Annotated in this window: 20 protein-coding genes and 2 tRNA genes; 10 read left to right on the plus strand and 12 right to left on the minus strand. The window is 42.5% G+C overall.

Annotated elements, in window-relative coordinates; translation table 11 throughout:
* Nucleotides 1-11 precede the first annotated feature (11 nt).
* Nucleotides 12-1,397, minus strand: a complete 1,386-nt coding sequence (locus BUC20_RS16315) for a TolC family protein (protein WP_073232153.1) — start codon at nt 1,395-1,397, stop codon at nt 12-14.
* Nucleotides 1,398-1,472: 75 nt separating this feature from the next.
* Nucleotides 1,473-1,883, minus strand: a complete 411-nt coding sequence (locus BUC20_RS33720; RefSeq protein WP_143166827.1) for an HYC_CC_PP family protein — start codon at nt 1,881-1,883, stop codon at nt 1,473-1,475.
* Nucleotides 1,884-2,031: 148 nt separating this feature from the next.
* Here BUC20_RS33720 and BUC20_RS16325 point away from each other — a divergent pair, with 148 nt between their 5' ends.
* Nucleotides 2,032-2,505, plus strand: coding sequence for a hypothetical protein (locus tag BUC20_RS16325; RefSeq protein WP_073232155.1), 474 nt, complete (start codon nt 2,032-2,034; stop codon nt 2,503-2,505).
* Nucleotides 2,506-2,626: 121 nt separating this feature from the next.
* On the opposite strand, the gene BUC20_RS16330 is transcribed toward BUC20_RS16325, so the two are convergent.
* From BUC20_RS16330 to BUC20_RS16355, 6 genes are all read right to left on the minus strand, one after another.
* Entirely contained in the window at nt 2,627-3,187 is a 561-nt protein-coding gene (locus BUC20_RS16330) for a hypothetical protein (RefSeq protein ID WP_073232156.1), read from the minus strand.
* 256 nt (nt 3,188-3,443) lie between these two features.
* Nucleotides 3,444-3,941, minus strand: a complete 498-nt coding sequence (locus tag BUC20_RS16335; RefSeq protein ID WP_073232157.1) for a hypothetical protein — start codon at nt 3,939-3,941, stop codon at nt 3,444-3,446.
* Nucleotides 3,942-4,163: 222 nt separating this feature from the next.
* Nucleotides 4,164-4,238 (minus strand) — tRNA-Val (locus BUC20_RS16340).
* Between the two features lie 76 nt (nt 4,239-4,314).
* Nucleotides 4,315-4,389, minus strand: a tRNA-Val gene (locus tag BUC20_RS16345).
* A 126-nt stretch (nt 4,390-4,515) separates the two neighbouring features.
* On the minus strand, nt 4,516-5,241 hold the full coding sequence (gene recO, locus BUC20_RS16350) for a DNA repair protein RecO (protein ID WP_073232158.1): 726 nt from the start codon (nt 5,239-5,241) through the stop codon (nt 4,516-4,518).
* Entirely contained in the window at nt 5,231-5,587 is a 357-nt protein-coding gene (locus BUC20_RS16355) for a diacylglycerol kinase family protein (protein WP_073232159.1), read from the minus strand. The genes recO and BUC20_RS16355 overlap by 11 nt, the downstream gene beginning before the upstream one ends.
* Before the next feature lie 251 nt (nt 5,588-5,838).
* On the opposite strand from BUC20_RS16355, the gene BUC20_RS16360 reads away from it, so the two are divergent.
* From BUC20_RS16360 to rlmF, 7 genes are all read left to right on the plus strand, one after another.
* The gene (locus BUC20_RS16360) at nt 5,839-6,408 is read left to right on the plus strand and encodes an RNA polymerase sigma factor (RefSeq protein WP_073232160.1); all 570 of its coding nucleotides are present in this window, start codon (nt 5,839-5,841) and stop codon (nt 6,406-6,408) included.
* An 85-nt stretch (nt 6,409-6,493) separates the two neighbouring features.
* Nucleotides 6,494-7,627: a FecR family protein gene (locus tag BUC20_RS16365; protein WP_073232161.1), complete on the plus strand. Its 1,134-nt coding sequence runs from the start codon at nt 6,494-6,496 to the stop codon at nt 7,625-7,627.
* Between the two features lie 236 nt (nt 7,628-7,863).
* Nucleotides 7,864-11,193, plus strand: coding sequence for a SusC/RagA family TonB-linked outer membrane protein (locus BUC20_RS16370; protein WP_073232162.1), 3,330 nt, complete (start codon nt 7,864-7,866; stop codon nt 11,191-11,193).
* Between the two features lie 11 nt (nt 11,194-11,204).
* The gene (locus tag BUC20_RS16375) at nt 11,205-12,734 is read left to right on the plus strand and encodes a SusD/RagB family nutrient-binding outer membrane lipoprotein (protein WP_073232163.1); all 1,530 of its coding nucleotides are present in this window, start codon (nt 11,205-11,207) and stop codon (nt 12,732-12,734) included.
* Between the two features lie 89 nt (nt 12,735-12,823).
* A complete protein-coding gene (locus BUC20_RS16380; protein ID WP_073232164.1) occupies nt 12,824-13,864 on the plus strand; it encodes an endonuclease/exonuclease/phosphatase family protein in 1,041 nt (346 codons plus the stop codon).
* A gap of 85 nt (nt 13,865-13,949) precedes the next feature.
* Nucleotides 13,950-15,353, plus strand: coding sequence for an alkaline phosphatase (locus tag BUC20_RS16385; RefSeq protein ID WP_073232165.1), 1,404 nt, complete (start codon nt 13,950-13,952; stop codon nt 15,351-15,353).
* A gap of 43 nt (nt 15,354-15,396) precedes the next feature.
* Nucleotides 15,397-16,338, plus strand: coding sequence for a 23S rRNA (adenine(1618)-N(6))-methyltransferase RlmF (gene rlmF / locus BUC20_RS16390; protein WP_073232166.1), 942 nt, complete (start codon nt 15,397-15,399; stop codon nt 16,336-16,338).
* A gap of 6 nt (nt 16,339-16,344) precedes the next feature.
* Here the strand turns inward: rlmF and BUC20_RS16395 are convergent, their stop codons facing one another.
* From BUC20_RS16395 to BUC20_RS16405, 3 genes are read right to left on the minus strand one after another with little or no spacing between them, the layout of a single operon-like run.
* Nucleotides 16,345-16,662 carry a hypothetical protein gene (locus BUC20_RS16395; RefSeq protein WP_073232167.1) on the minus strand — a complete coding sequence of 106 codons (318 nt, stop codon included), beginning with the start codon at nt 16,660-16,662 and terminating at the stop codon, nt 16,345-16,347.
* Between the two features lie 12 nt (nt 16,663-16,674).
* Entirely contained in the window at nt 16,675-17,967 is a 1,293-nt protein-coding gene (locus BUC20_RS16400; protein WP_073232168.1) for a DUF2130 domain-containing protein, read from the minus strand.
* A gap of 49 nt (nt 17,968-18,016) precedes the next feature.
* Nucleotides 18,017-18,679, minus strand: a complete 663-nt coding sequence (locus BUC20_RS16405) for a metal-dependent transcriptional regulator (protein ID WP_073232169.1) — start codon at nt 18,677-18,679, stop codon at nt 18,017-18,019.
* 148 nt (nt 18,680-18,827) lie between these two features.
* On the opposite strand from BUC20_RS16405, the gene BUC20_RS16410 reads away from it, so the two are divergent.
* Together BUC20_RS16410 and BUC20_RS16415 are read left to right on the plus strand one after the other, a co-directional pair.
* The gene (locus BUC20_RS16410) at nt 18,828-21,074 is read left to right on the plus strand and encodes a TonB-dependent receptor (RefSeq protein WP_073232170.1); all 2,247 of its coding nucleotides are present in this window, start codon (nt 18,828-18,830) and stop codon (nt 21,072-21,074) included.
* A gap of 24 nt (nt 21,075-21,098) precedes the next feature.
* Entirely contained in the window at nt 21,099-22,241 is a 1,143-nt protein-coding gene (locus tag BUC20_RS16415) for a putative sensor domain DACNV-containing protein (protein WP_073232171.1), read from the plus strand.
* A gap of 108 nt (nt 22,242-22,349) precedes the next feature.
* Here the strand turns inward: BUC20_RS16415 and BUC20_RS34090 are convergent, their stop codons facing one another.
* Complete coding sequence (locus BUC20_RS34090) at nt 22,350-22,508, minus strand: hypothetical protein (protein WP_200800968.1); 159 nt, start codon at nt 22,506-22,508, stop codon at nt 22,350-22,352.
* Between the last annotated feature and the right edge of the window lie 178 nt (nt 22,509-22,686).

The following is a 22,686-nucleotide window of genomic DNA, read 5'->3' on the forward strand; positions in this document are numbered from 1 at the left end:
TTTGTTCGGGGTTACGGAATGGCATTTAATAAAACAGAAAGTTCCCCAACAGCGGCAGATCTGATCAGCAGCGCCTGCCAGATGTTGTTCTGAGCGATCTCAAAATCGATCTCTGCCCGGTTAAGGGCATAAAGGGATTGGGTTAGATCCACAATGGTGGTTAAGCCATTTCTGTACAAAGCCATGTTCTGGCGGTAAGCATCAGATGCTGCTTTGATCTGGATCTTTGTCTCTTCAAAGTTCTCTGTTGCATTTTTTAATTTTGCATTGGCGAGCTGGCCTTGTGCTGACAGGTCTTCGCTGATCAGCTGATACTCGTTTTGAAGGGATTGCGTTTTGTATTTTTGCTCCCTTGCCTTTGCGGAGAAGCGGTACAGGTTGGTCAGGTTCCAGCTGAGGGTTAATCCTGCAAGGTAGTTTCCGCGGTCAATTCCCGCGCCTTTCTGGTAGGACCTGGAATAGGCACTGTTGTCCTGAACATAGTTCCATTCAAAGCCTGATCCACGTCCCTGAAGTACGCCAAATGCAGATAAAGAGGGGAGGGTGTTGGAGCGGTGAAGCTTTTCTGTCTGTTCGCTGCTTTCGACTTTACTTTTTTGCCATAATAACAAGGGGTGATTGCTGGAGCCTGAAGCTTCGTTTTCTTTTAATATGGGTGTTTTCGTGGTGAAAACGGAGTCTAGCGTAAAGCTTTGGTATTGCTCTCCTAAGAGAACGGCAAGCGTTTTGGCATATTCCAGCTCCATGTCGTAGGCTTTAATCCTGGCAGATTGTGCATTGGATACTTCTGCCTTGGCCAGGGAGGCATCTACTCCCGGAATTAGTCCGCTGGCCGCACGACTCACTGTTGTGGTCATGAACACCTGAGCACGGTCCAGATTTTTTTCCTGTACATATTTGATCCGCTGACTGGCCAGGAGGTTAAAATAAGCTGCGCCAACTTTTACCTGATGCTGGAATTTTTCCTGCTCCAGATCCGCATTTGCTACTTTTTCATCTGTTCTGGCAATCTGTACCTGGTTTTTAATCCTTCCGAAAGTAAAGAGGTTCCAGTTGATGTTAGCCAGATAAAGGGAACCGAAAGCGGCATTCCAGTTCTGTTCTGCCAAAGGCATGGAGGTGGCGGCACTGCCAAGGCCACCATAAGCGTACATCGGCCCGTTCTGGGCGTTGATGGTCCCATAGCTCTGCTGTGCCAATAAGGTAAAATCAGGTAAATACTGACTTTTTTGAAAAGTAGTATGCTCCCTGGAAGCCATGACCAGCGCTTCCTTCGCTTTTATCTTTTCGTAATTCTGTATAGAACGTTGTAATGCATCGGGCAGCTGCAAAGTCTGGGCATACGACACCGTCGCGAAACCACAAAGCAGCGCTAATGCAATGAATCTGATATTCATTGTATAATAATTAGAAATTAAACCATCTTGATTACTTAGTATGAAAGCATACTATAGATTTCAATAAATGATGGTCTATATCCGGTATACGCAATGTAAGATGTAGAGTGCGGGTCGCTCCTTAGGGGAAGAGAAGTCAAATGCAGGAACGTTCTGTTCTACTGCAGCGGCAGTCCAATCGAAGGCAGGAAGGGGCGGATGATAAAGAGCCGTTTCTCCGGAAAACTTGAACAGACTTTGCTGCTGCGCAATCTTCTCTACCTTTTCGGTGAGTTTGATTTGTTCTTTCTCGTGTTTGCAGCAATTGTCCTTTTTGGTTTTCTGTTTGCTCTTGATCACACAAACCGGACACACCTTGTTTTGATGGTCATCAGGGAAGAGACGTATTTCCTGCTTGATGCCCTTGCAAAAATGAGCACTGGCCGTAAATCCGGTGGATACGGTCAGGAACAAAGTGCAAAGAAACAGGCTGAACAGTCTTTTCATAACAGAAACAAAGATGCGGTTCTCTTTAAAAAAGAGCTTATAGAATTCTGAAAATGATTTATATAATTTAGATAGGAGCCAGCTTTCATGATTTTTTTAAGGGATTTTAATTGGAAATGATTATTTTTAATTACCAAACTAACCGGGTATGGCTATAGCATTAGATGTTCTTTTAAAAGAAGAATACTTTCATCTTCAAAAGGTTATTGAAGATTTCGATAGTAAGACCATAACAATTAAAGCCTGGAGTGTTACCGGCAGCCTGGTTGTTATCGGGGCTGGATTTACAGACAAAGGAACTAAAGAATTATTCCTCGTGGCTGCGTTTGCTTCTTTGCTGTTTTGGGTAATCGAAGGGACCTGGAAATTGTTTCAATTGTCTTATTATGCCCGTATAAAGGTTATTGAGACTTATTTCGCTAATCCGAAAGGCCAAACAATTCATCCACTACAGATTTATGATGCCTTTGGGAAATCCTATAAAAACCATCAGAAAAAAAGGTTGTTTCCAGTGATGTTTTGGCGAAACATACTTCTACCACATCTGTTTATTGTTATTGGCGGAATAGCACTGTACCTATTGACCAGGAACGGAGTAATTGTGCTGCCTCAGGGAGAATAACTTTGCCTTGTATCATCTGTAAATATTTGTAGCAATATTTAATATATTCAATTAGGGAAGCTAAATCCCATCTGCTTTTTACCAGATAATATGCAGATGGGATTAAAGAGCGTCTGATGGATCAATACACGCCTAGCATAAGTCCGACGGAAGCATTGGAGAAGCTCTGCAGAGGGTTTGCATTGGCATTGGCAGCGCAGCTAAAGGCAAGACGTTTGGAAACATAGAGGTTGTACCTGAATTCCACTGGCAAACCTACTGTAACAGACTCTTTGTATTTGTTATGGTATTCATAATATCCCGGTTCATTCATTCGCTGTTGTACCACTTTGTTGACAACAGCCAGGCCTGTGCCCATTTGAAACTGATGTATGTTCCAAAAATTATAGCTCTTCCCTATCATAAAATTCAAAACCGAAAGGCCGGGAACCGGGTCTTCCTTATGCCGCCGGTCCTCTTCGTAGCGTTCGATTGTAGTGCTGGCTTTAATTTTGTAATAGGTGTTTTCGAACTGGAACGATATCCCTCCCTGTGCTACGGAAACATTTTTGTTGGTTTTGCCAAACTCAGCTGACATATAAAGGTTGTTGTGCTCAGCAGGCTTCTCACTGCTTTGTGCCATAGACTCACTGGTTTCAAATGAGGTGCAAATCATTCCGATTAAAAATATTTTACTTTTCATATGTTATCCTTTTTAAATGATACTCCAAAAGTAAAAGCCTGGAAATAGATGGATTATCTCTTAAGGGTGTCTGTTTCTGAAAAAATAATCTATTAGATTAATGATTTAGGAGGTAATTGAAAGTTTTCACCTGAAAAGTAACCTTTAAGTGATGATGTGTTTTGAAAAACTAATAATAATGGGGTCGGTAATGCCTGGTGTTAATCTTTTGTGATAAATATTTGAGTCAGGATAAGTCTGATAGGGCGGCCGAAGCCTAACTACCGAATCTCGAAACTCCACAAATGGTCAGTCCATTATGACTGGAAAATTGAGCCTGATAGGAGTGGTAACTGTCCATTTCAAAGTTTTTCCGGGACTCAAGAAAATAATGGACATCATATGCAAAGTGGTAATATGTTGTGGTGTATTCCTCCTTTCGATAGCGTTTCAATTCTACTCCTCCGGTTTGAAAATACCCTTCTGTTTTTAGGAGTTCTTCTTTTCCAAAAACCTGTTTGTGAAGTTCTTCCAAAACCGATATGCCTTTTGATTGAATAAGGTCTAAATTTTTTATGATGTGCAGAACAAATTCCTCGATTAGTTTCCAATCGATTTTAATTTCATTTGATTTCTTGTCAAAAAACAGCGATTCATCAAATTCAAAATCTAATTCATATGGAGCGTATAAAAGAGTAGCGGTCCACTTCGTTTTGAATTGCTCTGCGTCGCATTTTCTAAAAGTAAGCTCGAGGTCGTTAATTGCTATTTTCATTAGAATATGTTTGTTTTTTAGCGGTTATGAAGCGATCATGATCTTGTTATTCATTTCGTTGTGTGATCTGCAAGATCATGATGGGTTCATTAAATGATTGCTGAGTTTTAAATGTATCATAAAAATTTTGAAATCGGATATCCGAACAGAAACTAAAGAGGGGGGAGGTATTCGGAAAATTAAAAGCATAAAAAAACCTTTCAGGATATCTGAAAGGTTTAGTGGGAGATACTGGGTTCGAACCAGTGACCCCCTGCTTGTAAGGCAGGTGCTCTGAACCAGCTGAGCTAATCTCCCCTTGGTTCTACTCTATTTATATCCAACCGAGTAAGGTTGCTATTTAAAAAGCCTTAGATTTCTCTGAGGCTTTTAGTGGGAGATACTGGGTTCGAACCAGTGACCCCCTGCTTGTAAGGCAGGTGCTCTGAACCAGCTGAGCTAATCTCCCCTTGATTCTACTCTTTTTGTATTTAAACCAGCTGAGTAAGCTGTATCAGATTGTCAAAGTTCCCGTCGTTTTGGGATTGCAAATATACACCCTTAAATCATTTTTGCAAAAGTTTTTTCAGCTTTTTTAAGAGAGCACATCTTCGAGGACCTGATGTGAGCGGATTTCTCCGAAAGAAGCCGTGTGTAAGGTGTAGTAAGTCAGTATTTTATCAAGAATGTGACGGCGTGTTTTATTTTCTAATTTTATTTCATTTATTTTTTCAAAAGGCAAGATGTAAAAGGAAATAAACAGGGCTGCGTCTGTTTTATCTATAAAATAGGGGTGTATCGGAGGAAGAGATTTAAACTCCCCTTCCTGTAAATCGAAATAACTTTGGTCGCTCTTTGTTTCTGTACTCGGTGCAAAACCCAGATAACGGCTGAGTTTAAGCAAAAATGCAAGGTGGAAATTTACGTTCATTTCTTCAGATTCATCAAACCAGCAGATGGCGCTGAAGATGAAATCGAACAAATGTTCATCAGCCATTTGCTGGCGGATGCTTTTGTATAAAACCTCATTTAAGAAAATGGTGATCGTACTTTTGATGATGTCGTAAGGGATGCTGCGGAAAATAGGGGTAGGCCTCAATTCTGAAATCCGCTGTATACTCGTATTTGCCTTATGATAAACCACCATTTCTACCAGGTGTAAGGGCTGTAACATGTTCATCCGGATTTTCGCCTTTGGCTTTTTAACCCCATTGATCATGTACGACTGGATGCCGAATTTCTCGGTAAACATCTGCACAACGACACTATTCTCACTGTATAAGGTCGTTTTTAGTACAATTCCGCGGGTTTTATGCAGCATGAGCTATTTTGGGGATGAAAATGATCAGTCCGATGATGACTGAGGTGATGGCAGCCAGCAGTACCGCTCCGGCCGCAGCATCTTTAATGATCTTTGCCTGTGGATGAATGGCAGGAGAAACCAGGTCTACCAATACTTCAATTGCCGTGTTAAACAATTCCGAAAGCAAGACCAACCCTGAAGAAACGACGATCCAGAGCCATTCCGTTTGAGATAATTGAAAATACCATCCTGCGAGGCCAACAATGGTCAGCGCTGCCAGGTGAAACCTGAAATTAAACTGGCTTTTAAAGGCATAAGCAATCCCCGAAAATGCATAACCGAAACTTTTTATAAACTTAGCCATACCTTACTGCTCAAATTAGGATTTGTCCTGATGCAAAGTACGTCATGCTTTCGAACATATCCAATTTTTAAATCTGCTTCTTGCTTTTGATGTTTATTAACAATACCTTAACATTGACTTAAACTTATCGGGGGGAATCTGTTTTACTTTTGTCGCAGTAAAATCTAGCACTCAGAAATATAGGAGATTCCAGGGGGAGCAAGGACCGTGTGTGAAAACAAGGCCTGAACATTTAATATTGAAAACGAGAATTGGAACATAGCGATCAACAATTACTGGCCCGTTTAAAAGGCGGTGATCATGCGGCTTTTACCGAGATTTATAACCGGTATTGGTCGGTGCTTTATCTCCATGCGCGTCGTATGTTGGGGGAATCCGATCTTGCCCGTGATGTTGTTCAGGAAGTATTTACAGGAATATGGAACAAATCTGCCCAGTTGGAACTGAATATCAGCCTCAATGCTTATTTGTATAAATGTGTAAGGAATACCATTCTGAATATGATCCGCCGGGAGAAAGTAGAACTTGGCTACCTGGCAGATTTAGGGCAGTTTTATGAGGAAGGCATTCCCTGTACGGAAGAACAATTACGCTTCAATGAACTCAACAAGCTGATTGAAGAAGGGCTGAGTCAGATGCCACCTAAAATGAGGGAAGTTTTTGATTTGAGCAGAAAGCAATACCTTCCTCATGCAGAAATTGCAAGACACCTGGACATCTCTGAGGGGACAGTGAAGAAACAAATCAATAAAGCCTTGCGTCTGTTGAGGCTTAAGTTACACCTGCCGGTAACGGTGCTGTTGGTGTTGCTGAAATTATAAGAAAATATTTTTTCTTACCGCGTACACCCTCCGCTCAGGCAGCGTGTCTTACCAATATAAAGCATCATCCCTTTATAAATCAAATATGAACAAAGACGGTATTTTATTGCTGTTGAAAAAGTATGAAGAAGGCAATTGTACCCCTGAAGAGGAGGCAATTATCGAATCATGGTACAATCAGCAGGCGAGAAAAAACAACATCAACCCAATACAGGAGGATCTTTCAGAAACAAAAGACCTGATGTGGGAGATGATCGGGCAACAGTTACCCGCTCCAAAAAGGATGTCTATAGCTTATTGGCGCATCGCAGCGGCGGCGGTCATTCTTATGGTGGTTGGGGCAGGATTCTATTTTTATACCTCTAACCATAATCAGGAGTTTCCGCAGGAACTGAAACTCAGCCAGGCTAACGACATCGCCCCCGGAGGAAATAAAGCTTATCTGGTGCTGGCGGATGGAAAGCGCATCGCTTTAACAGATGCAAAAAATGGCACTCTTGCTCAACAATCTGGAATTACCATCACGAAAAAAGCCGATGGACAACTGATCTATACCATTTCTGAACAGAAATCGGGCAATCCTTCCGGATTCAACACCATCGAAACACCTAATGGTGGTCAATACCAGGTGAGTTTGCCGGATGGAACCACTGTATGGTTAAATGCGGCTTCTTCCCTGAAATACCCTGTCAGTTTCGCAAACACCAATCAGCGTAAAGTTGAGTTAAACGGAGAAGCCTATTTTGAGGTTGCAAAAGATAAAACCAAACCATTTCGGGTAATGAGTAAGGGCCAGGAAGTTGAAGTACTGGGCACTCATTTTAATGTCAACAGTTATGCCAATGAGCAGGCTGTAAGGACCACTTTATTTGAAGGGTCTGTAAAGGTGTCCAATTCCGGAGATCAGAAAATCCTTAAACCCGGACAGCAATCAGCGGCACAAAATGCAGGCTTAACGGTTGCTGCTGCTAACCTTCAGGAAGTACTGGCCTGGAAGAATGGTTATTTCGATTTCAACGACGAAGAGATTCAAAGTGTGATGCGTAAGATATCGCGCTGGTATAATGTAGACATTGAATTTAATGGTAGAATCACTGCTGAACGCTTCAATGGTGGGATATCAAGATATAAAAATATCAGTCAGGTGTTGAGCCTGCTGTCATCCACCGGAGCTGTTCATTTTAAAGTCGAAGGAAGGAGGATCATCGTGATGCCATAACCATGACAACAGCAGATGATCTGTGCTAAACAAAAAAGCCAGGAAACCGACTCGAATCGGAATCCTGACCGTAGTTCAGATTGATCAATACATCCTGGAATATATTAATGAACCGCGATCGCCTGACGCATCTTGGAAAATGAAAGGGCAAACCGCTAAAAACTAATCAAATGTACAATTTTTACCCTAAATCCCTACGGGAGCCAAGGCGGCCTGTAGCTAAATTTTTGCTGATTATGAAGTTGACTACCCTGCTTTTGATCACAGCCATCTTACAGGTAAGCGCCGGCTCTTATGCGCAAAGGATTACTTTATCTGAAAAAAATGCCCCCTTGAAAAAGGTTTTTGATAAAATAAGAACTCAAAGCGGTTATGATTTTCTCTTTACCACCTCTATCCTTAAGGAGGCAAAACCGGTAAACATCGATGTGAAAAACATGATGATTACTGAGGTATTGAACGCTATTTTTGCAGAACAACCACTCAAATATAATATTGAAGACAAGAGTGTCATCATCAGAAAAAAGGAAAAATCTTCTTTTGAAAAAGTAAGCACCTACTTCTCATTTGTGAACATCACCGGAAAGGTGGTAGACGCGAAAGGCGGGCCATTACCAGGCGCATCTATCGCCGTTAAAGGAACAACAAAAAGAACCCTGACCGATGGGGAAGGAACTTTTAAAATTGTTGCTGCGGAAAATGAAGTCCTCCTGATCAGTATGATCGGCTATGAAAGCCAGGAATTTATCATAGGAAAAGAGAGCAGTATCAATATTACCTTAAAAGAATCTACCGTAAACCTGGAAGGTGTGGTGGTAACAGCATTAGGGATCAAAAGAGAAGAAAAGTCCCTGGGTTATGCGGTGCAAAAAGTACAGGGAAATACCCTGACTTCTGTAAAAGGGGTAGATGTGGCCACCTCTTTAACGGGTAAGGTTGCCGGTCTGAATATTCAAAACAGTACGGAATTTGGGGAGAGCCCGACGATCAGGCTCAGAGGAGCTGACGCATTACTGGTGATCGATGGGGTACCTTATGCCAATGTTTCTCTAAGCGATATCGCTCCGGATGATGTGGAGAGCATTGATGTGTTGAAAGGTGCTACCGCTTCTGCATTGTACGGTAACCGTGGCGGAAATGGTGCCATCATGATCACCACCAAAAGAGGAAATAAAGAAGGAGGGGTAGACATTGCTTTCAACAGCAGTAATATGTTCTCTTCGGGCTTCCTTGCCTTTCCGGAAATTCAAACGTCCTATAGCTCTGGTGGTGGTGGTAAATATGGTGTCGGGGATTATGTATGGGGAGATAAACTGGACATCGGAAGGACAGCCAAACAATACAATCCTTCCAGCTATCAGTTCGAAGAGATGCCATTGGTTTCTAAAGGAAAAGAAAACCTGAAGAATTTTATGCAGCAGGGGTATATCCTGAACAATAGCTTAAGCATTTCTCAAAAAGGAAAATATGGAAGCTTCCGGACTTCATTTACCCATGTTTACGACAAAGGGCAATACCCGAATACGAAACTGAATAAAATTATTGCCAGTATGTCTGGTGATATGAAAGTAGGTAAATTTAGCCTCGATGGTGGTTTTACCTTCAACAAAAGATATTACCCTAACAATGTAGGATCGAAATATGGGGGATCTGGTTATCTGTACAACCTGGTTGTTTGGACCGGATCAGAATATGATGTCCGTGATTATAAAAATTACTGGGTAGATGGTAAGGAGAACATACAGCAAAACTGGATGGAAAATAACTGGTATGATAATCCTTATTTTATCGCCAATGAAATCCTTCATGGCAATGATTATAACCTGATCAATGGTTATGTAAATGCAAGTTACGAGATCAAGCCCTGGTTAAAGGCGATGATCCGCTCGGGTGTTGACAGTTACAGCAATAAAGACGAATACCGGAATGCGATCAGTGCAGTAGGCGGCTGGAATAAAAAAGGCTCTTATAGCCTGCTCAACAGCAATGGCTTAAGTTTTAATAATGATGTGATCTTAACCGCGAATACCAAAGTCGGTGATTTTGAAATCAATGGCCTTGTAGGGGGAAGTTTGTATTATACCCAGGACGCCGGTGTAAAAGTAACCACGGCGAATGGACTCACTGTCCCTGGATTTTACTCTCTGGCAGCATCGGTTGATCCGGTAACGACTAGCTTTATTAATCCTTTTGATGATTCCCTGTTGACCGGCAAGAAGCAGGTGAACGGATTGTATTCAAAACTCTCTTTGTCTTATAAGAACTTCGCTTACCTTGACCTGACAGGCCGTAACGATTGGTCTTCAACTTTATCAGCAGATCAGCGTTCTTATTTTTATCCTTCCGTTTCCGGAAGTTTAGTGTTCTCAGAAATCATCAAGTTGCCGGAATGGGTAGATCTGGCCAAAGTACGCGGAGCCTGGACACAGACGAAATTAGATCCTTCAATTTATGAAGTCAATAACAGCTACGGAATTTCTACCAATGTCTGGAATGGGGCCAGCTCCAGTAGCTTTCCAAGCAAAATCAGAGGGGTGGATATCCTGCCACAAACCAACAGGACGTATGAACTGGGTGCAGCCTTCGCTTTCCTGAAAAACAGGATCCGCTTTGATGCCACTTATTTCAATAACCTTTACTACAACAGAATTATTTCTTCCAGAATCAGTAGTGCTTCAGGGTTTAAAGAAGTGCTGATCAATACAAAAGAAGAATTGTCGAGAAAAGGGGTTGAGCTTTCCTTGGAGGGAACAGCGCTGAAGACAACAGATTTTACCTGGACCGTCGGGATGAACTGGTCAACAAACAGACATTACTATTCGAAGTTAGACCCGGTTTATTCTTCTAAAGAGCAGTGGGTGAAAGAAGGAAGCCGTTGGGATTGGAAGTCAGGGACCAAATGGGATACCGCTCCGGATGGTCAGCCGATCTTACAAAATGGTTTACCGGTACGCAGCCCTCAAACGAGTGCATTGGCTTATACAGATCCCGACTGGATCTGGGGAATCAACAATAATTTCAGGTATAAGAATTTCTCGCTGGCCTTCTCTTTTGATGGCAGGGTAGGTGGAAGCAGCTATTCCAATACCATTCAGGCGTTATGGAATGCCGGCTCTCATATCGATAGTGATAACAACTGGAGATATGATGAAGTGGTGAACGGGAAAAAATCTTACGTTGCAAATGGGGTATCTGTGGTATCCGGTACGGCTACCAGGGATGTATATGGAAACATCATCAGTGATACCCGCGTATTTGCACCAAATACAACAGCGGTATCCTATGAAGCATACACCAAAAGGTACCATTCTAATGCCTATACCGCAGCACCTCAGAATTACTTTTTACAAACATTTTTTAAGTTGAGAGAGTTGAGCCTGACTTATGCAATTCCTGCTGAGCTGGTTAAAAATCTGGGAATGAGGAATGCTTCAGTAGGTTTTGTCGGACAAAACATGTTGTTGTGGACTAAAGAGTGGAAGTATGCTGATCCTGATAAAGGAGTGGATAACCTAAACTCCCCATCAGTAAGGTATATGGGATTCAATGTAAAAGTTAACTTTTAAAAATTACGAACATGAAAATATTTAATAAAGGCGTTCTTTTACTGGCAACAGGAATGATTTTCCTGCAGTCCTGCAAAAAGTTCGACTCCATCAATACCAACCCGAATTCTCCTTCAGTAACGACTCCGGGCTTATTGGCTACCAACCTGATCCTTAACATCACCCGTTCATCGGCAGATAAGAACTTCCTTTCTGCAGCAATGACGAGTAAACACATTGTCTGGGGCGAAATCGCACAGGGAGAACAATACAATAGCTTTGGAAGTTCAAGCTTTGATGGATTGCAGGTGTTAACCAATGTGCAGAAGATGATTGATCTTGCTCCGGAGACAGATAAAAAAGCATATACCGGACTTGGCTTATTTATAAAAGCATATAAACTGTATTATCTTTCTTTGAGTGTGGGTGATATTCCATATTCTGAAGCACTTCAGGCGGAAAAAGGGATTGTAAGCCCAAAATACGATACCCAGAAAGACGTGATGATCCAGGTGTTACGTGATTTGGAAACGGCATCAAACTCCCTCAATGGGGCAAAAAATTTTAGCGGAGATCCTATTTTTAATGGGAATGCAGACAACTGGCGTAGGGTGGTCAACTCTTTCCGCCTTAAGGTACTGATCAGCTTGTCAAAAAAAGAAAATGATCAGGATCTTAAAATCAAAGAAAGCTTTGCTAAAATTTTAGCAACAGAACCTTTACTGCGCAGCAATAACGATAACCTTCAATTGGTGTATTCGGATAGAGCCGGACAGATTTATCCTTACAACAATGCGGTCAGTAAGTTTACCACTTATGGCATGATTTCAAGTGTGCTGACAGACACGCTGAAGAAATACAACGATTATCGCTTGTTCTATTACGCGGCGCCTTCGAGGTTTAAACTGGAATCAGAGGCAAAAACGGCAGATAGCTGGGATGCGTATCAGGGCACCAGTCCGATCATTGATTTTTCTGATGTAGTGAAGCTTTACAATGCCAACAAGTACTCTCAGTACAACCTGAGGTATACCGGATATGCCCCTGGAGAACCAAACATACGCATCGGCTATACAGAGCAGAATTTTATTATTGCGGAAGCGATGATCAGAGGCTGGGTTTCTGGTAATGCTAAAACTTATTATGAAGACGGAATTACACAGTCGATGGAGTTTATCGTAAAGGCAACGCCTGATGAAGCAAAATACCATAGTGGAAGAAAAATGACCCCGGCTTATATCGCGGATTATTTGAAAGGAACATCGGTGGCCTTTTCTGCAAATTCTGCCAGCCAGCTTAAACAAGTCTGGATGCAGAAATACCTGATGTATTTTATGCAGTATTCCTATGATGCCTATTATGATTACAGACGGACAGGCTATCCTAACCTTCCGGTTGATCCAGCCACAAATACGAATCCTGATGATAAAACGAAAATCCCTGTGCGGTATTTGTATCCTTCAGAAGAGTATCAGTACAACGTAGAGAACCTTAAGGCTGCGTTAAGCAGACAATACTCCGGCAACGATAAGAGTAATGGTTTAATGTGGATCTTACAATAATTGTAACGCTCAATTCATACCGGCCGTCCTTTGTTATTTTCTTAAGGCGGCCGGTTTTTTTATATCGTTTATTTCAAAATATATTTACAATGATCAAATCATTTAGAAAGCTGTGTTCAGCAATCGCATTGCTGTTTTGTTTGATCCGGACGGCCTCGGGCCAGGAGCTGGAGCTTAAAGTTTTACAGTTAAACATCTGGCAGGAAGGAACACAGGTGCCTGGAGGATATGAGGGCATCGTTAACGAAATCGCAACCTTAAAGCCTGACCTGATAACATTTAGTGAGGTGAGGAATTATAAGAATACCAGGTTTAACGAGCGCATACTGAAGGACCTTGCCCAAAAAGGACAGCAGTATTATTCTTTTTTCAGCAGTGGATCCGGCGTATTGAGCAAGTACCCGATTACGGATAGTAGCCTGGTATTTAAAGAAAAAGGAAGCATTTATAAATTGATCACTCAGATTGGAGGCAGGGAGATTGCCCTCTATTCTGCACACCTGGATTATGAGAATTATGCCGTTTATCTGCCAAGAGGGTATAGCGGAACGACCTGGAAAAAACTCAGCGCACCGGTATTGAACAGGGATACGGTCCTGGCGGATAACCTGGCTTCCAAAAGAGATGAAGCGATTCAAAGCTTTCTTACCGAAGCCAGGCAAGACCTTAAAAAAGGAAGACTGGTCTTTCTGGGAGGAGATTTTAACGAAGCTTCCCATTTAGACTGGGTGGCCTCCACAAAAGATAGTTTTGACCACAATGGGATGATCATTCCATGGCAAAACTCTAAAACTTTGTACAAAAATGGCTTTAAAGACAGCTATCGCGTCATTCATCCTGATCCCTTAAACTATCCTGGTTTTACTTTTCCCTCAGACAACAAAGACCTGGAGGTAAAGAAAATGACCTGGGCACCGGATGCAGACGAAAGAGAACGCATCGACTTTATTTACTATTACCCGGACAGAGCCCTTAAACCGGTAAGTAGCTCGGTGGTTGGCCCTAAATCTTCCATCCTGAGAAATCAAAGGGTAGAGGAGCAGTCCAAAGACCATTTCATTACCCCGCAAGGTGTATGGCCAACAGACCATAAAGGGCTTCTGACAGTGTTTAAACTCCAACAGAAATAACCTGAACTTTATTGTTAACAATACCTTAACGGGGAGTTAAGCCTGGATTCTCCTTAAGACTATATTTTTGCTCAAAACACACAGAATGAATAGAAGATCATTATTAAAGGGAGGATTGCTGGCCGGATTGGGTTTGCCATTTTTATCCGCAGGAGATGTACTGGCTAAACCAGGATCACTAAAGAAAAAAGCGAAGAACATCATCATGCTGGTGAGCGATGGAATGAGCCAGGGAACATTGAATATGGCCGATCTTTATGCACAGCGTGCTTTTGGAAAAACGAGCACCTGGATGCAATTGTACCGGGATGCTAAAGTAACCCGTGGTTTGATGGATACCGCATCTGCCAGCTCTATGGTCACTGATTCTGCTGCGGCAAGTTCCTCCTGGGGAGGAGGGATGCGGGTCAATAATGGCTCGCTGAACGTGGGTCCTAAAGGCGAAAAGCCACAACCGATCCTTCAGAAATTTAAAGAATCCGGTAAAAAAGTAGGCTGTGTAACTACTGTTCCGATCACACATGCTACTCCTGCAGGTTTTTGTGTAAACATCAATAGCCGCAATGGAATGGAAGAGATTGCAGAGATGTACCTCAACCTGAAGTTTGATGTGATGATGGGTGGTGGAGCCGATTATTTCGGACCAAAAAGAAAAGACGGAAGTTTACTTCCTAAATATTTAACCCAGGGCTTTAAAGTGGTAGAAAACAAATCAGAAATGATGGGTTATACTGGTACTAATCCTGTTTTAGGGATCTTTGCGGAAGATGGATTACCTTATGAAATCGACCGTAAAAATACGCCCCAACTGCTTAAAGATGTACCTTCTCTGGCAGAGATGACCACTAAAGCCATCTCCCTGATGAAAGGCCATAAAGATGGTTTTGTATTGCAGGTGGAAGGTGGACGGGTAGACTGGGCCGCACATGGAAATGACATCGGCGGACTGATCTTCGACCAGCTTGCCTTTGATGAAGCCGTTGCCGTAGCAATCGATTTTGCAGAAAAAGACGGAGAAACCCTGGTGATCATCACTACCGATCACGCCAATGCCAATCCGGGTTTATTCTCCGGCAGTAAGGCGGATAAAAACTTCGATAGCATTCAATTATTCAAACATAGCAATCAGTGGGTATTGAACCAATTGAACCGGACTTCGAGCCCTGCTCAGGTGATTGAACTGATTAAAACCGGTCAGGGGATGCTGATTACAGATGTAGAAGCCAAAGACCTGTTGGTTCATTTCTCCGATATCCAGGAAGGACAATTGTACAATGATGCAAAATTACCTTTCTATGAAATGGCAAAGATGCAGTTTAAGCATACTTCTGTAGGATGGGCAGGAATGGACCATGCTGCGGATTTTGTAGAGATCGCCATGTTTGGCCCTGGTAGTGAGCAGTTAAAGCCACTCATCAAAAATACAGAGCTGCATAACATGATGTTACAGGCCGCAGAAGTAGCCGAACATTTTTTAGTGAAGGCCTGAAATTAAAATAACATTACCTTTGGCGATTATTTAGCCGAAGGTAATGTCTATAGAAAAACAAGTCTTACACCCAAGAAACAAGCATCGTTCCCGGTATGATTTTCCGGAACTGATTAAAAGTCTTCCGGAATTACGTCCTTTTGTGGCCATCAATCCCTATGGTGATGAATCGATAGATTTTTCAGATCCTGTTGCGGTGAAACTGTTGAATAAGGCATTGCTGAAACATTTCTATCAGATTGAGCATTGGGATATTCCTGAGGGATATCTATGCCCGCCTATTCCGGGAAGAGCAGATTATATTCATTACCTGGCGGATTTGCTGGCTTCGGTAAACGGAGGCGTAATTCCCACAGGGAAAAACATTAAAGGACTGGATATCGGTCTGGGTGCAAACTGTATCTATCCGATCATTGGCCATCAGGAATATGGATGGACCTTTGCCGGATCTGACGTGGACACCTATGCAATTAAATCTGCAAAGAACATTGCCTCCATCAACCCCTCATTAGCTGCTGCAGTATTTCCAAGGTTGCAGAGCAATAAAAACCATATTTTTAAGGGTGTGGTAAAACCGGGAGAGAGTTTTGATTTTACCTTGTGTAATCCTCCTTTCCATGCTTCTGCTGAGGAGGCTCAGGCGGGAAGTCAGCGTAAACTGAGAAATCTGGGTAAGCAGAAAGGAAAGTCCACTGTGCTTAACTTTGGAGGCCAGCAGGCAGAACTTTGGTGCGAAGGTGGAGAAGTGGGGTTTATCCGGAAGATGATCGAAGAGAGCACCGCTTTAGGAAAACAGTGTTTCTGGTTTACTACCCTCGTTTCAAAAAGCATGAATGTCCCTTTTATTTATGGTTCACTGGAAAGACAGCGGCCGATAGAGATCCGGACGATAGAAATGGCTCAGGGGCAGAAAATCAGCCGCTTTATGGCCTGGACTTTTCTCACACCTGAAGAACAGAACAACTGGAAAAAAAGCAGGTGGTAAGCCTGTTTAAGGAAGCGGATTAAAAACAGATACCGCAGCTTTTTTATTTTTGAAAGAGCCAATGAGTTCGCCAGTCTCTATATGTTTGAAAAGCAGGGAATCACTTTCTTTAAAGCGTCTTTTGAGCATATAGTAGAGGTGGAGGCATTTGATCCAGTTTAAAGCGGTCGCCTTATCCTTCCAGATATCAGGATATAAATATATCTCCTTTTCTTCCAGACGGATCAGGTTCTTCTCTTCCAGCTCTTTTACATTGGCAATGATCTTAGCGGTCTGAGCAGCCAGATTTGCCGTATTTTGGACTTTCTTCTTTGCGTAGATCATCAATAGAAAATATTATTCCAGCAATAGTGCATCATCATCCTCTTCATCATCAGTGAGACTGAGCTGAATGGTATCTGTACCAGCAATTCCTTCTATAGAACCACGGATATGTGCGGCATTCAGCATCACCTTTTCCAATTGTTTTTCACGGGCTTTCCAAAGTTTCTCCATGGCATCTCTTTCCTTTTGGATGGAAAGTCTCATGCTCATGAAACCCTCTCTGATGGCTTTCCATTGTTCGGAAAACTCATTGCTGGTGAGGTAATCGTATAACATGTGCATTTTGTCGCCACGGTTTTCCTGAGATTTAACGGCGCCAAATAATTTCACAATGCCGTCTCTAAGGATGTAGGAGACTGCTTTTACCTCATCAAAAGAACAGATCCATACGCCGTCTTTTTCTCCGAAACAATCCATGCCTTTAGGATAGGCCTGGGTAACAATTACTGCCACATCAACACCCATGCTGCGCATGTCTTTTTTCAGCTTCTCAATCCATTCCATAGAGAAGTCTTTGGTACGCTTGCTCTCATAGATGATCTTGCCGCAATCCTGTCCGAATTGATTTCTGACATGGTGTACACAATCTGCTCCTCTTACCCCTTTGCCGACTTCAGTAATGAGGTCAAAAGGAAAAGCATTGCGCAAGAGCTCTTCCAGGATCAGCTCCTGAACCTCGCCTTGCAATTGCATAGAGCCTTGCTCGGCTTTACGCTTCATCTCTTCGGCCAGTTTTTTCTGATCGTCGAGTTGTTTTTCCAGTTCTTTTACCCGGAGCTGGTGTTCTGTATCTTTAAGGTTATTTTTCTCTGTTTCCTGCTTTCTGATCTGCTCCACCATTTCTGCGCGTTGCTCCTGAAGTTTGCGTTGAAGCTGGATTTCCATTTCTTCTTCTTTTTCCTTCATTGCTTTTTCCTTCATCAGGAAATCAAGCTCTTTGGCGCGGGCAAGCTTCAGTTTCTCTTCACTCTCTTTATTGGCATTGTCCATCATTTGAAGCTTATTCTCAAAATCACTGGCAATGCTTTTTCTTAAGGTCTCTTCCAGGGCAGTCTGGAGCACTTTTTTTTCTTCCGCAAGCTTTTGTTCAAATGCCTGGGCCTGGAGCTTGTGCTGCTGCTCAAATACCTGCTCCTGCTGTTTCTGCTGCTGACTGATCTCATTCAGTTTTTTATTGTATTCTTCGTCCTTTTGCTTGGTAAAAGTGACCATCTTCTCTCTGAGGTCTTTTTTATATTCCTCAGCCATTACCTCTTCTATTGGAAAAGTGTGCGCACAATTAGGGCATTTTATTTCTGTTGACATATCTTGAATGTAATGGGAACGGATGAATTGAATGAATACAAATTTACGACTATCTCTTTACAAACAAACTTTCTGCAAACTTCATAGATACATTTCGTGGTTCTTCATCTGCGATCTGTATGCTCAAAGAACCGTCAAAGTCGATGCGTTCCAGGACTTTGATTGCAGTACCGATGGTGATGGAAAGCTTTTCCAGGTATTGAAGAAATACAGTGGAGGTATCTTTCACGGCAACAACTTTACATAATTCATCTTCTTTCAGTTCCGAAAGTAAAACCTTATCAATGCTGGGGATTTCTCCGTTTGCCTTAGGAATGGGATCGCCATGCGGATCAAACTCCGGGAAATTTAGAAACTCTTCGAGCTTGTCTACCAGCTTGGCCGACTGGATATGTTCCAGTTGTTCTGCCACTTCATGGACCTCATCCCAGCTGAAATCCAGCTTTTCATATAAAAAAGTTTCCCATAAACGGTGTTTCCTTAAAATCGCTATTCCATTTTGCTTCCCGGTTTCGGTGAGCAATATCTTCCCGTATTTCTTATAGGTCACCAGTTCCTTTTCCTTCAGCTTTTTCAACATGTCTGTGGCTGTGGCAGGTTTAACCCCCAGATAAGCGGCCATTTCATTGGTTCCGGCTTCAGGTTTATCCTCATTCTGAAAGCTCAGTTTTAATAAAGCCTTTAAATAGTTTTCTTCCGTGTAAGATAGCATGCTGCAAATATAAAACAATAAATGTCAAATTATATTTGTTAGACTAATCTAACTTTTATAGTTTTGTGATGTAATTATGGAAGTTAGATGAACTGGCCAGTTCTGATATTCGGATAACAACACACATTTTAAAAAACAAAACATACTAATGAAAGCTATCTCTATTCGAGCCGCCACCACAATCTTATTTATATTTTTTGCAATGTCCGTTTGGGCACAAACAGGAAGTATTGAAGGAAAAGTCATTTCTGAGGGCAGTCCGCTTCCTCAGGTCAACATCAGCCTGCAGGGAACCAGCTCCATTATCATGACCGATAGTGCTGGTGTATATAAAATGGTTGCAATTGCTGCGGGAACCTATAAAGTACAGGCCAGTGCAGTTGGCTTCAGAAAAATGAGCAAGACCATTATCCTGAAAAAAGGAGAACAGTTAAAACTGGACTTCGACCTGAGTAATTTTCAGAACGACCTGAATGAAGTGGTCGTAACCGGGACGCTAAAGGAAGTAAACCGGCTGGAAAGCCCGGTGCCGGTAGAAGTATATACTCCTGCCTTTTTTAGAAAAAATCCCACACCCAGTATTTTTGAGGCCCTACAAAACGTAAACGGTGTCAGGCCACAGCTGAATTGTAATATTTGCAATACCGGAGATATCCACATCAATGGATTAGAAGGTCCCTATACCATGATCCTGATTGATGGGATGCCCATTGTGAGTAGTTTATCTACGGTGTATGGCCTTTCAGGAATCCCCAATTCCCTGGTAGAGCAAATTGAAGTGGTAAAAGGGCCGGCCTCTTCTCTTTATGGAAGTGAAGCCGTCGGGGGACTGATCAATATCATCACCAAAAAACCTCAAAATGCACCCTTGTTCTCTGCGGATGTCTTTGGGACGACCTATCAGGAGTTCAATGCAGACCTTGGCTTAAAAACCAAAGTAGGTTCTGCTACTGCATTAACCGGGGTCAATTATTTTAAATTCGGAAATGTGGTTGACCATAACCATGATAATTTTACCGATGTTACTTTACAGGACAGGGTCTCTGTTTTTCAGAAATGGAATTTTCAACGCAAAGATAACCGCTTGTTTACCATAGCCGGACGTTATTTGTATGAAGACAGATGGGGAGGAGAAACGAATTGGAACAAGTCCTACCGCGGTGGGGACCAGGTTTACGGAGAAAGTATTTATACCAAAAGATGGGAGTTTCTCGGAAATTATCAGCTTCCTGTAAAGGAGAAGATCTTCCTTGCCTTTTCTTACAACAACCATGATCAGGATAGCCGTTATGGCACCAAATCTTATATTGCCACCCAGAAGGTTGGCTTCGGACAACTGACCTGGGACAAGAAATTAAAGAACCATGATTTGCTGGTTGGCGCTGCATTGCGCTATACCTATTATGACGACAATACTCCGGCTACAGAGCTGAATAACCCCGCAAAAAACATCTGGCTGCCTGGTGTCTTTGTGCAGGATGAAATCACAATTGCACCAAAGCATAAATTCCTGGCAGGCTTCCGTTATGATTATAACTCTTTACATGGAAATATCTTCACTCCAAGATTTGCGTATAAATGGAACCTGAACGATAACAATATCCTCCGTTTAAATGCAGGTACAGGTTTCAGGGTGGTGAATATCTTTACCGAAGACCATGCTGCGTTAACAGGAGCAAGGGATGTGGTGATTGTCAGTCAGCTTAAGCCTGAGAAGTCCTATAATGTAAACCTGAATTACCTGAGGAAAATGTATGCTGCTGATGGAACTTTCTTTGGAATTGAGGCTTCGGCATTTTATACTTATTTCAATAATAAAATTAATGGCAACTATGATATTGATCCCAACAAGATCATTTATAACAACCTGGACGGTTATGCGGTAAGTAAAGGTTTGACTGCCAATGTGGACATTGCCTTGAATAACGGGTTGAAATTCGTATTGGGTGCAACCTATCAGGATGTGGCGACTTATGAGAAAGGTGTCAAAAAGCAACAAATCCTGACAGAAAAATTCTCGGGAAACTGGGCCGTATCCTATAAAATAAGAAAGCTGGACCTTGGAATCGACTATACGGGAAACATTTACAGCCCGATGCGTCTGCCATTAGTGGGGCCTTCAGACCCAAGAAGGGAGTTTTCTCCGGTATGGAGTATTCAGAATATCCAATTCACTTACAGCGGCTTCAAGAGGTTTGAGCTTTATGGAGGGATAAAAAATTTACTTAACTGGACCCCAAACAGAGGAAATCCATTTATCATTGCCGGTGCGAACAATCCCTTTGATAAACCCGACGTGAGCACTCCTTATGGGCTATCTTTTGACCCGGCTTATGTCTATGGACCGAATCAGAATATCAGGGGATTTTTTGGCATCAGGTATACTATAAAATAAACATGAATAGCTTAACTTTATGGCATGATCTACCAGTCGACCTATCAGGCAGCACGGGTTATTGCCCCAAAAGTTGAAGCTATTTTTGCAGCACACCTTTCTGCGGCAAGAGAAAGTGGTGAAGATGATCTCGCACCATTGCCAACAGCAAATGTAGTAGAAGCAATCATTGATGCTACATTTTGGGCAAGCCTGCGTAAGGAGGAAGGACATTCGCCGAAAATATCACTGGCTTATTTGCCTCCTCAGCAAGCAGGCAACCCTTTGCTTTTTAAGCACCGACTGCCTTTGAGCCCTGGGATTCTCACGAAGATTGCCCCGGGAGTAGAACGGGCAGGGATCCATTTGGGTGTATGGCTGGAAGACGATGAGCTGTTTATCTGGGGAACTACAGTAAGTATTCCCAATTTCTGCTTTGTGCTGGATGTTTCAGAGCCTGCTTTACTGGTGATCAAACATCGTCGCATTTATGGTTTTGGGAAGTTCACCAATATTGCGGTGCTGAAAGGGGATCAGGTGAAAATGGTGGATGAGAACAACACCAACATGGCCGATTGTCCGCCAATGCTGCTGTCGCTGCTGGACCTTACTGCTCCTTCTTACTGGAACGATTCCGTGAATGTAATGATTCAGCTGGCCGTTTCCATGCGCAGCCATGGAAGAGGAGGGACATTGCTGATCGTACCAAAGGAAAGCAACAACTGGCTTCAGTCTATCATCAAGCCTATTCAGTACTATGTTCAGCCGGCATTTACCGGTTTGTCCAAGCTACTTCAGCAGGACCGTAAAGAGGCCAGTCAGATTTTCTGGCAAACGGCATTGAAGCGTGAGGTGGAGCACCTTGCCGGCTTAACAGCGGTTGATGGCGCCACGGTAATCAGTAGTGATTATGAGCTGCTTTCTTTCGGAGCAAAGATTGGGCGGGCAAAAGGAAAAGAAAATATTGATGAGCTTTCTTTCTCCGAGCCGATCAAAGGAGGAGATGCCATCGTTGTTCATCCAACCAAGGTAGGTGGAACAAGGCACCTGTCAGCGGCTCAGTTTGTACATGACCAAAGAGATGCAACTGCTTTAGTGGCTTCTCAGGATGGCCATTTTACCATTTATACCTGGTCTGAAAGTCAGGGGAGGGTACAGGCACATCGCATCGATACGTTGCTGTTGTAAAAAACAACCTTAAGTTAAAACACCATTGTCAAAATACCGCGCATAAAAAAAGCGTACCTGGGGTACGCTTAAAAAATTAATTAATTTAACGGCTGTATCTTAGCTGGATCAGGAAAAGAGGATTGCCCCGATAACTACTGCTGCCAGCAATATAATGATCACTACGCGGTCTACCTTAATCCATTCACTTTTGGTGAGTGCCCTTTCTTTTTTGTCCTCTTTTTGCCTGGCAAAAATCTGAAGGATGGAGTAAGATTTACTTAACATAGGTAGCTGTTTTTAGTAATTCATATAATGCAAACTGCGCGCCAGAATTCTATGAACTGGTGGAAATGTTCATAATTCCCGTTTTGATCTTTATTTTGGGACATCTGTCTGACTTTTCACCTCATTTATAATGAGTTGATGGTCAATCCTTCCCCACATTGTCCTTTTTTTGACCATT

Source organism: Pedobacter caeni (assembly GCF_900129215.1).
GTDB lineage: Bacteria > Bacteroidota > Bacteroidia > Sphingobacteriales > Sphingobacteriaceae > Pedobacter > Pedobacter caeni.

What these genes read in the sequence shown, in the direction of transcription:
- BUC20_RS16355 (WP_073232159.1), bottom strand. Translation starts at nt 5,587, where the DNA reads ATGGCTAAGTTTATAAAAAGTTTCGGTTATGCATTTTCGGGGATTGCT.
- BUC20_RS16400 (WP_073232168.1), bottom strand. Translation starts at nt 17,967, where the DNA reads ATGTCAACAGAAATAAAATGCCCTAATTGTGCGCACACTTTTCCAATA.
- BUC20_RS16370 (WP_073232162.1), top strand. Translation starts at nt 7,864, where the DNA reads ATGAAGTTGACTACCCTGCTTTTGATCACAGCCATCTTACAGGTAAGC.
- BUC20_RS16325 (WP_073232155.1), top strand. Translation starts at nt 2,032, where the DNA reads ATGGCTATAGCATTAGATGTTCTTTTAAAAGAAGAATACTTTCATCTT.
- BUC20_RS16315 (WP_073232153.1), bottom strand. Translation starts at nt 1,397, where the DNA reads ATGAATATCAGATTCATTGCATTAGCGCTGCTTTGTGGTTTCGCGACG.
- BUC20_RS16375 (WP_073232163.1), top strand. Translation starts at nt 11,205, where the DNA reads ATGAAAATATTTAATAAAGGCGTTCTTTTACTGGCAACAGGAATGATT.
- BUC20_RS34090 (WP_200800968.1), bottom strand. Translation starts at nt 22,508, where the DNA reads ATGTTAAGTAAATCTTACTCCATCCTTCAGATTTTTGCCAGGCAAAAA.
- recO (WP_073232158.1), bottom strand. Translation starts at nt 5,241, where the DNA reads ATGCTGCATAAAACCCGCGGAATTGTACTAAAAACGACCTTATACAGT.
- BUC20_RS16365 (WP_073232161.1), top strand. Translation starts at nt 6,494, where the DNA reads ATGAACAAAGACGGTATTTTATTGCTGTTGAAAAAGTATGAAGAAGGC.
- BUC20_RS16410 (WP_073232170.1), top strand. Translation starts at nt 18,828, where the DNA reads ATGAAAGCTATCTCTATTCGAGCCGCCACCACAATCTTATTTATATTT.
- BUC20_RS16330 (WP_073232156.1), bottom strand. Translation starts at nt 3,187, where the DNA reads ATGAAAAGTAAAATATTTTTAATCGGAATGATTTGCACCTCATTTGAA.
- BUC20_RS33720 (WP_143166827.1), bottom strand. Translation starts at nt 1,883, where the DNA reads ATGAAAAGACTGTTCAGCCTGTTTCTTTGCACTTTGTTCCTGACCGTA.
- BUC20_RS16395 (WP_073232167.1), bottom strand. Translation starts at nt 16,662, where the DNA reads ATGATCTACGCAAAGAAGAAAGTCCAAAATACGGCAAATCTGGCTGCT.
- BUC20_RS16380 (WP_073232164.1), top strand. Translation starts at nt 12,824, where the DNA reads ATGATCAAATCATTTAGAAAGCTGTGTTCAGCAATCGCATTGCTGTTT.
- BUC20_RS16385 (WP_073232165.1), top strand. Translation starts at nt 13,950, where the DNA reads ATGAATAGAAGATCATTATTAAAGGGAGGATTGCTGGCCGGATTGGGT.
- BUC20_RS16335 (WP_073232157.1), bottom strand. Translation starts at nt 3,941, where the DNA reads ATGAAAATAGCAATTAACGACCTCGAGCTTACTTTTAGAAAATGCGAC.
- BUC20_RS16405 (WP_073232169.1), bottom strand. Translation starts at nt 18,679, where the DNA reads ATGCTATCTTACACGGAAGAAAACTATTTAAAGGCTTTATTAAAACTG.
- rlmF (WP_073232166.1), top strand. Translation starts at nt 15,397, where the DNA reads ATGTCTATAGAAAAACAAGTCTTACACCCAAGAAACAAGCATCGTTCC.
- BUC20_RS16415 (WP_073232171.1), top strand. Translation starts at nt 21,099, where the DNA reads ATGATCTACCAGTCGACCTATCAGGCAGCACGGGTTATTGCCCCAAAA.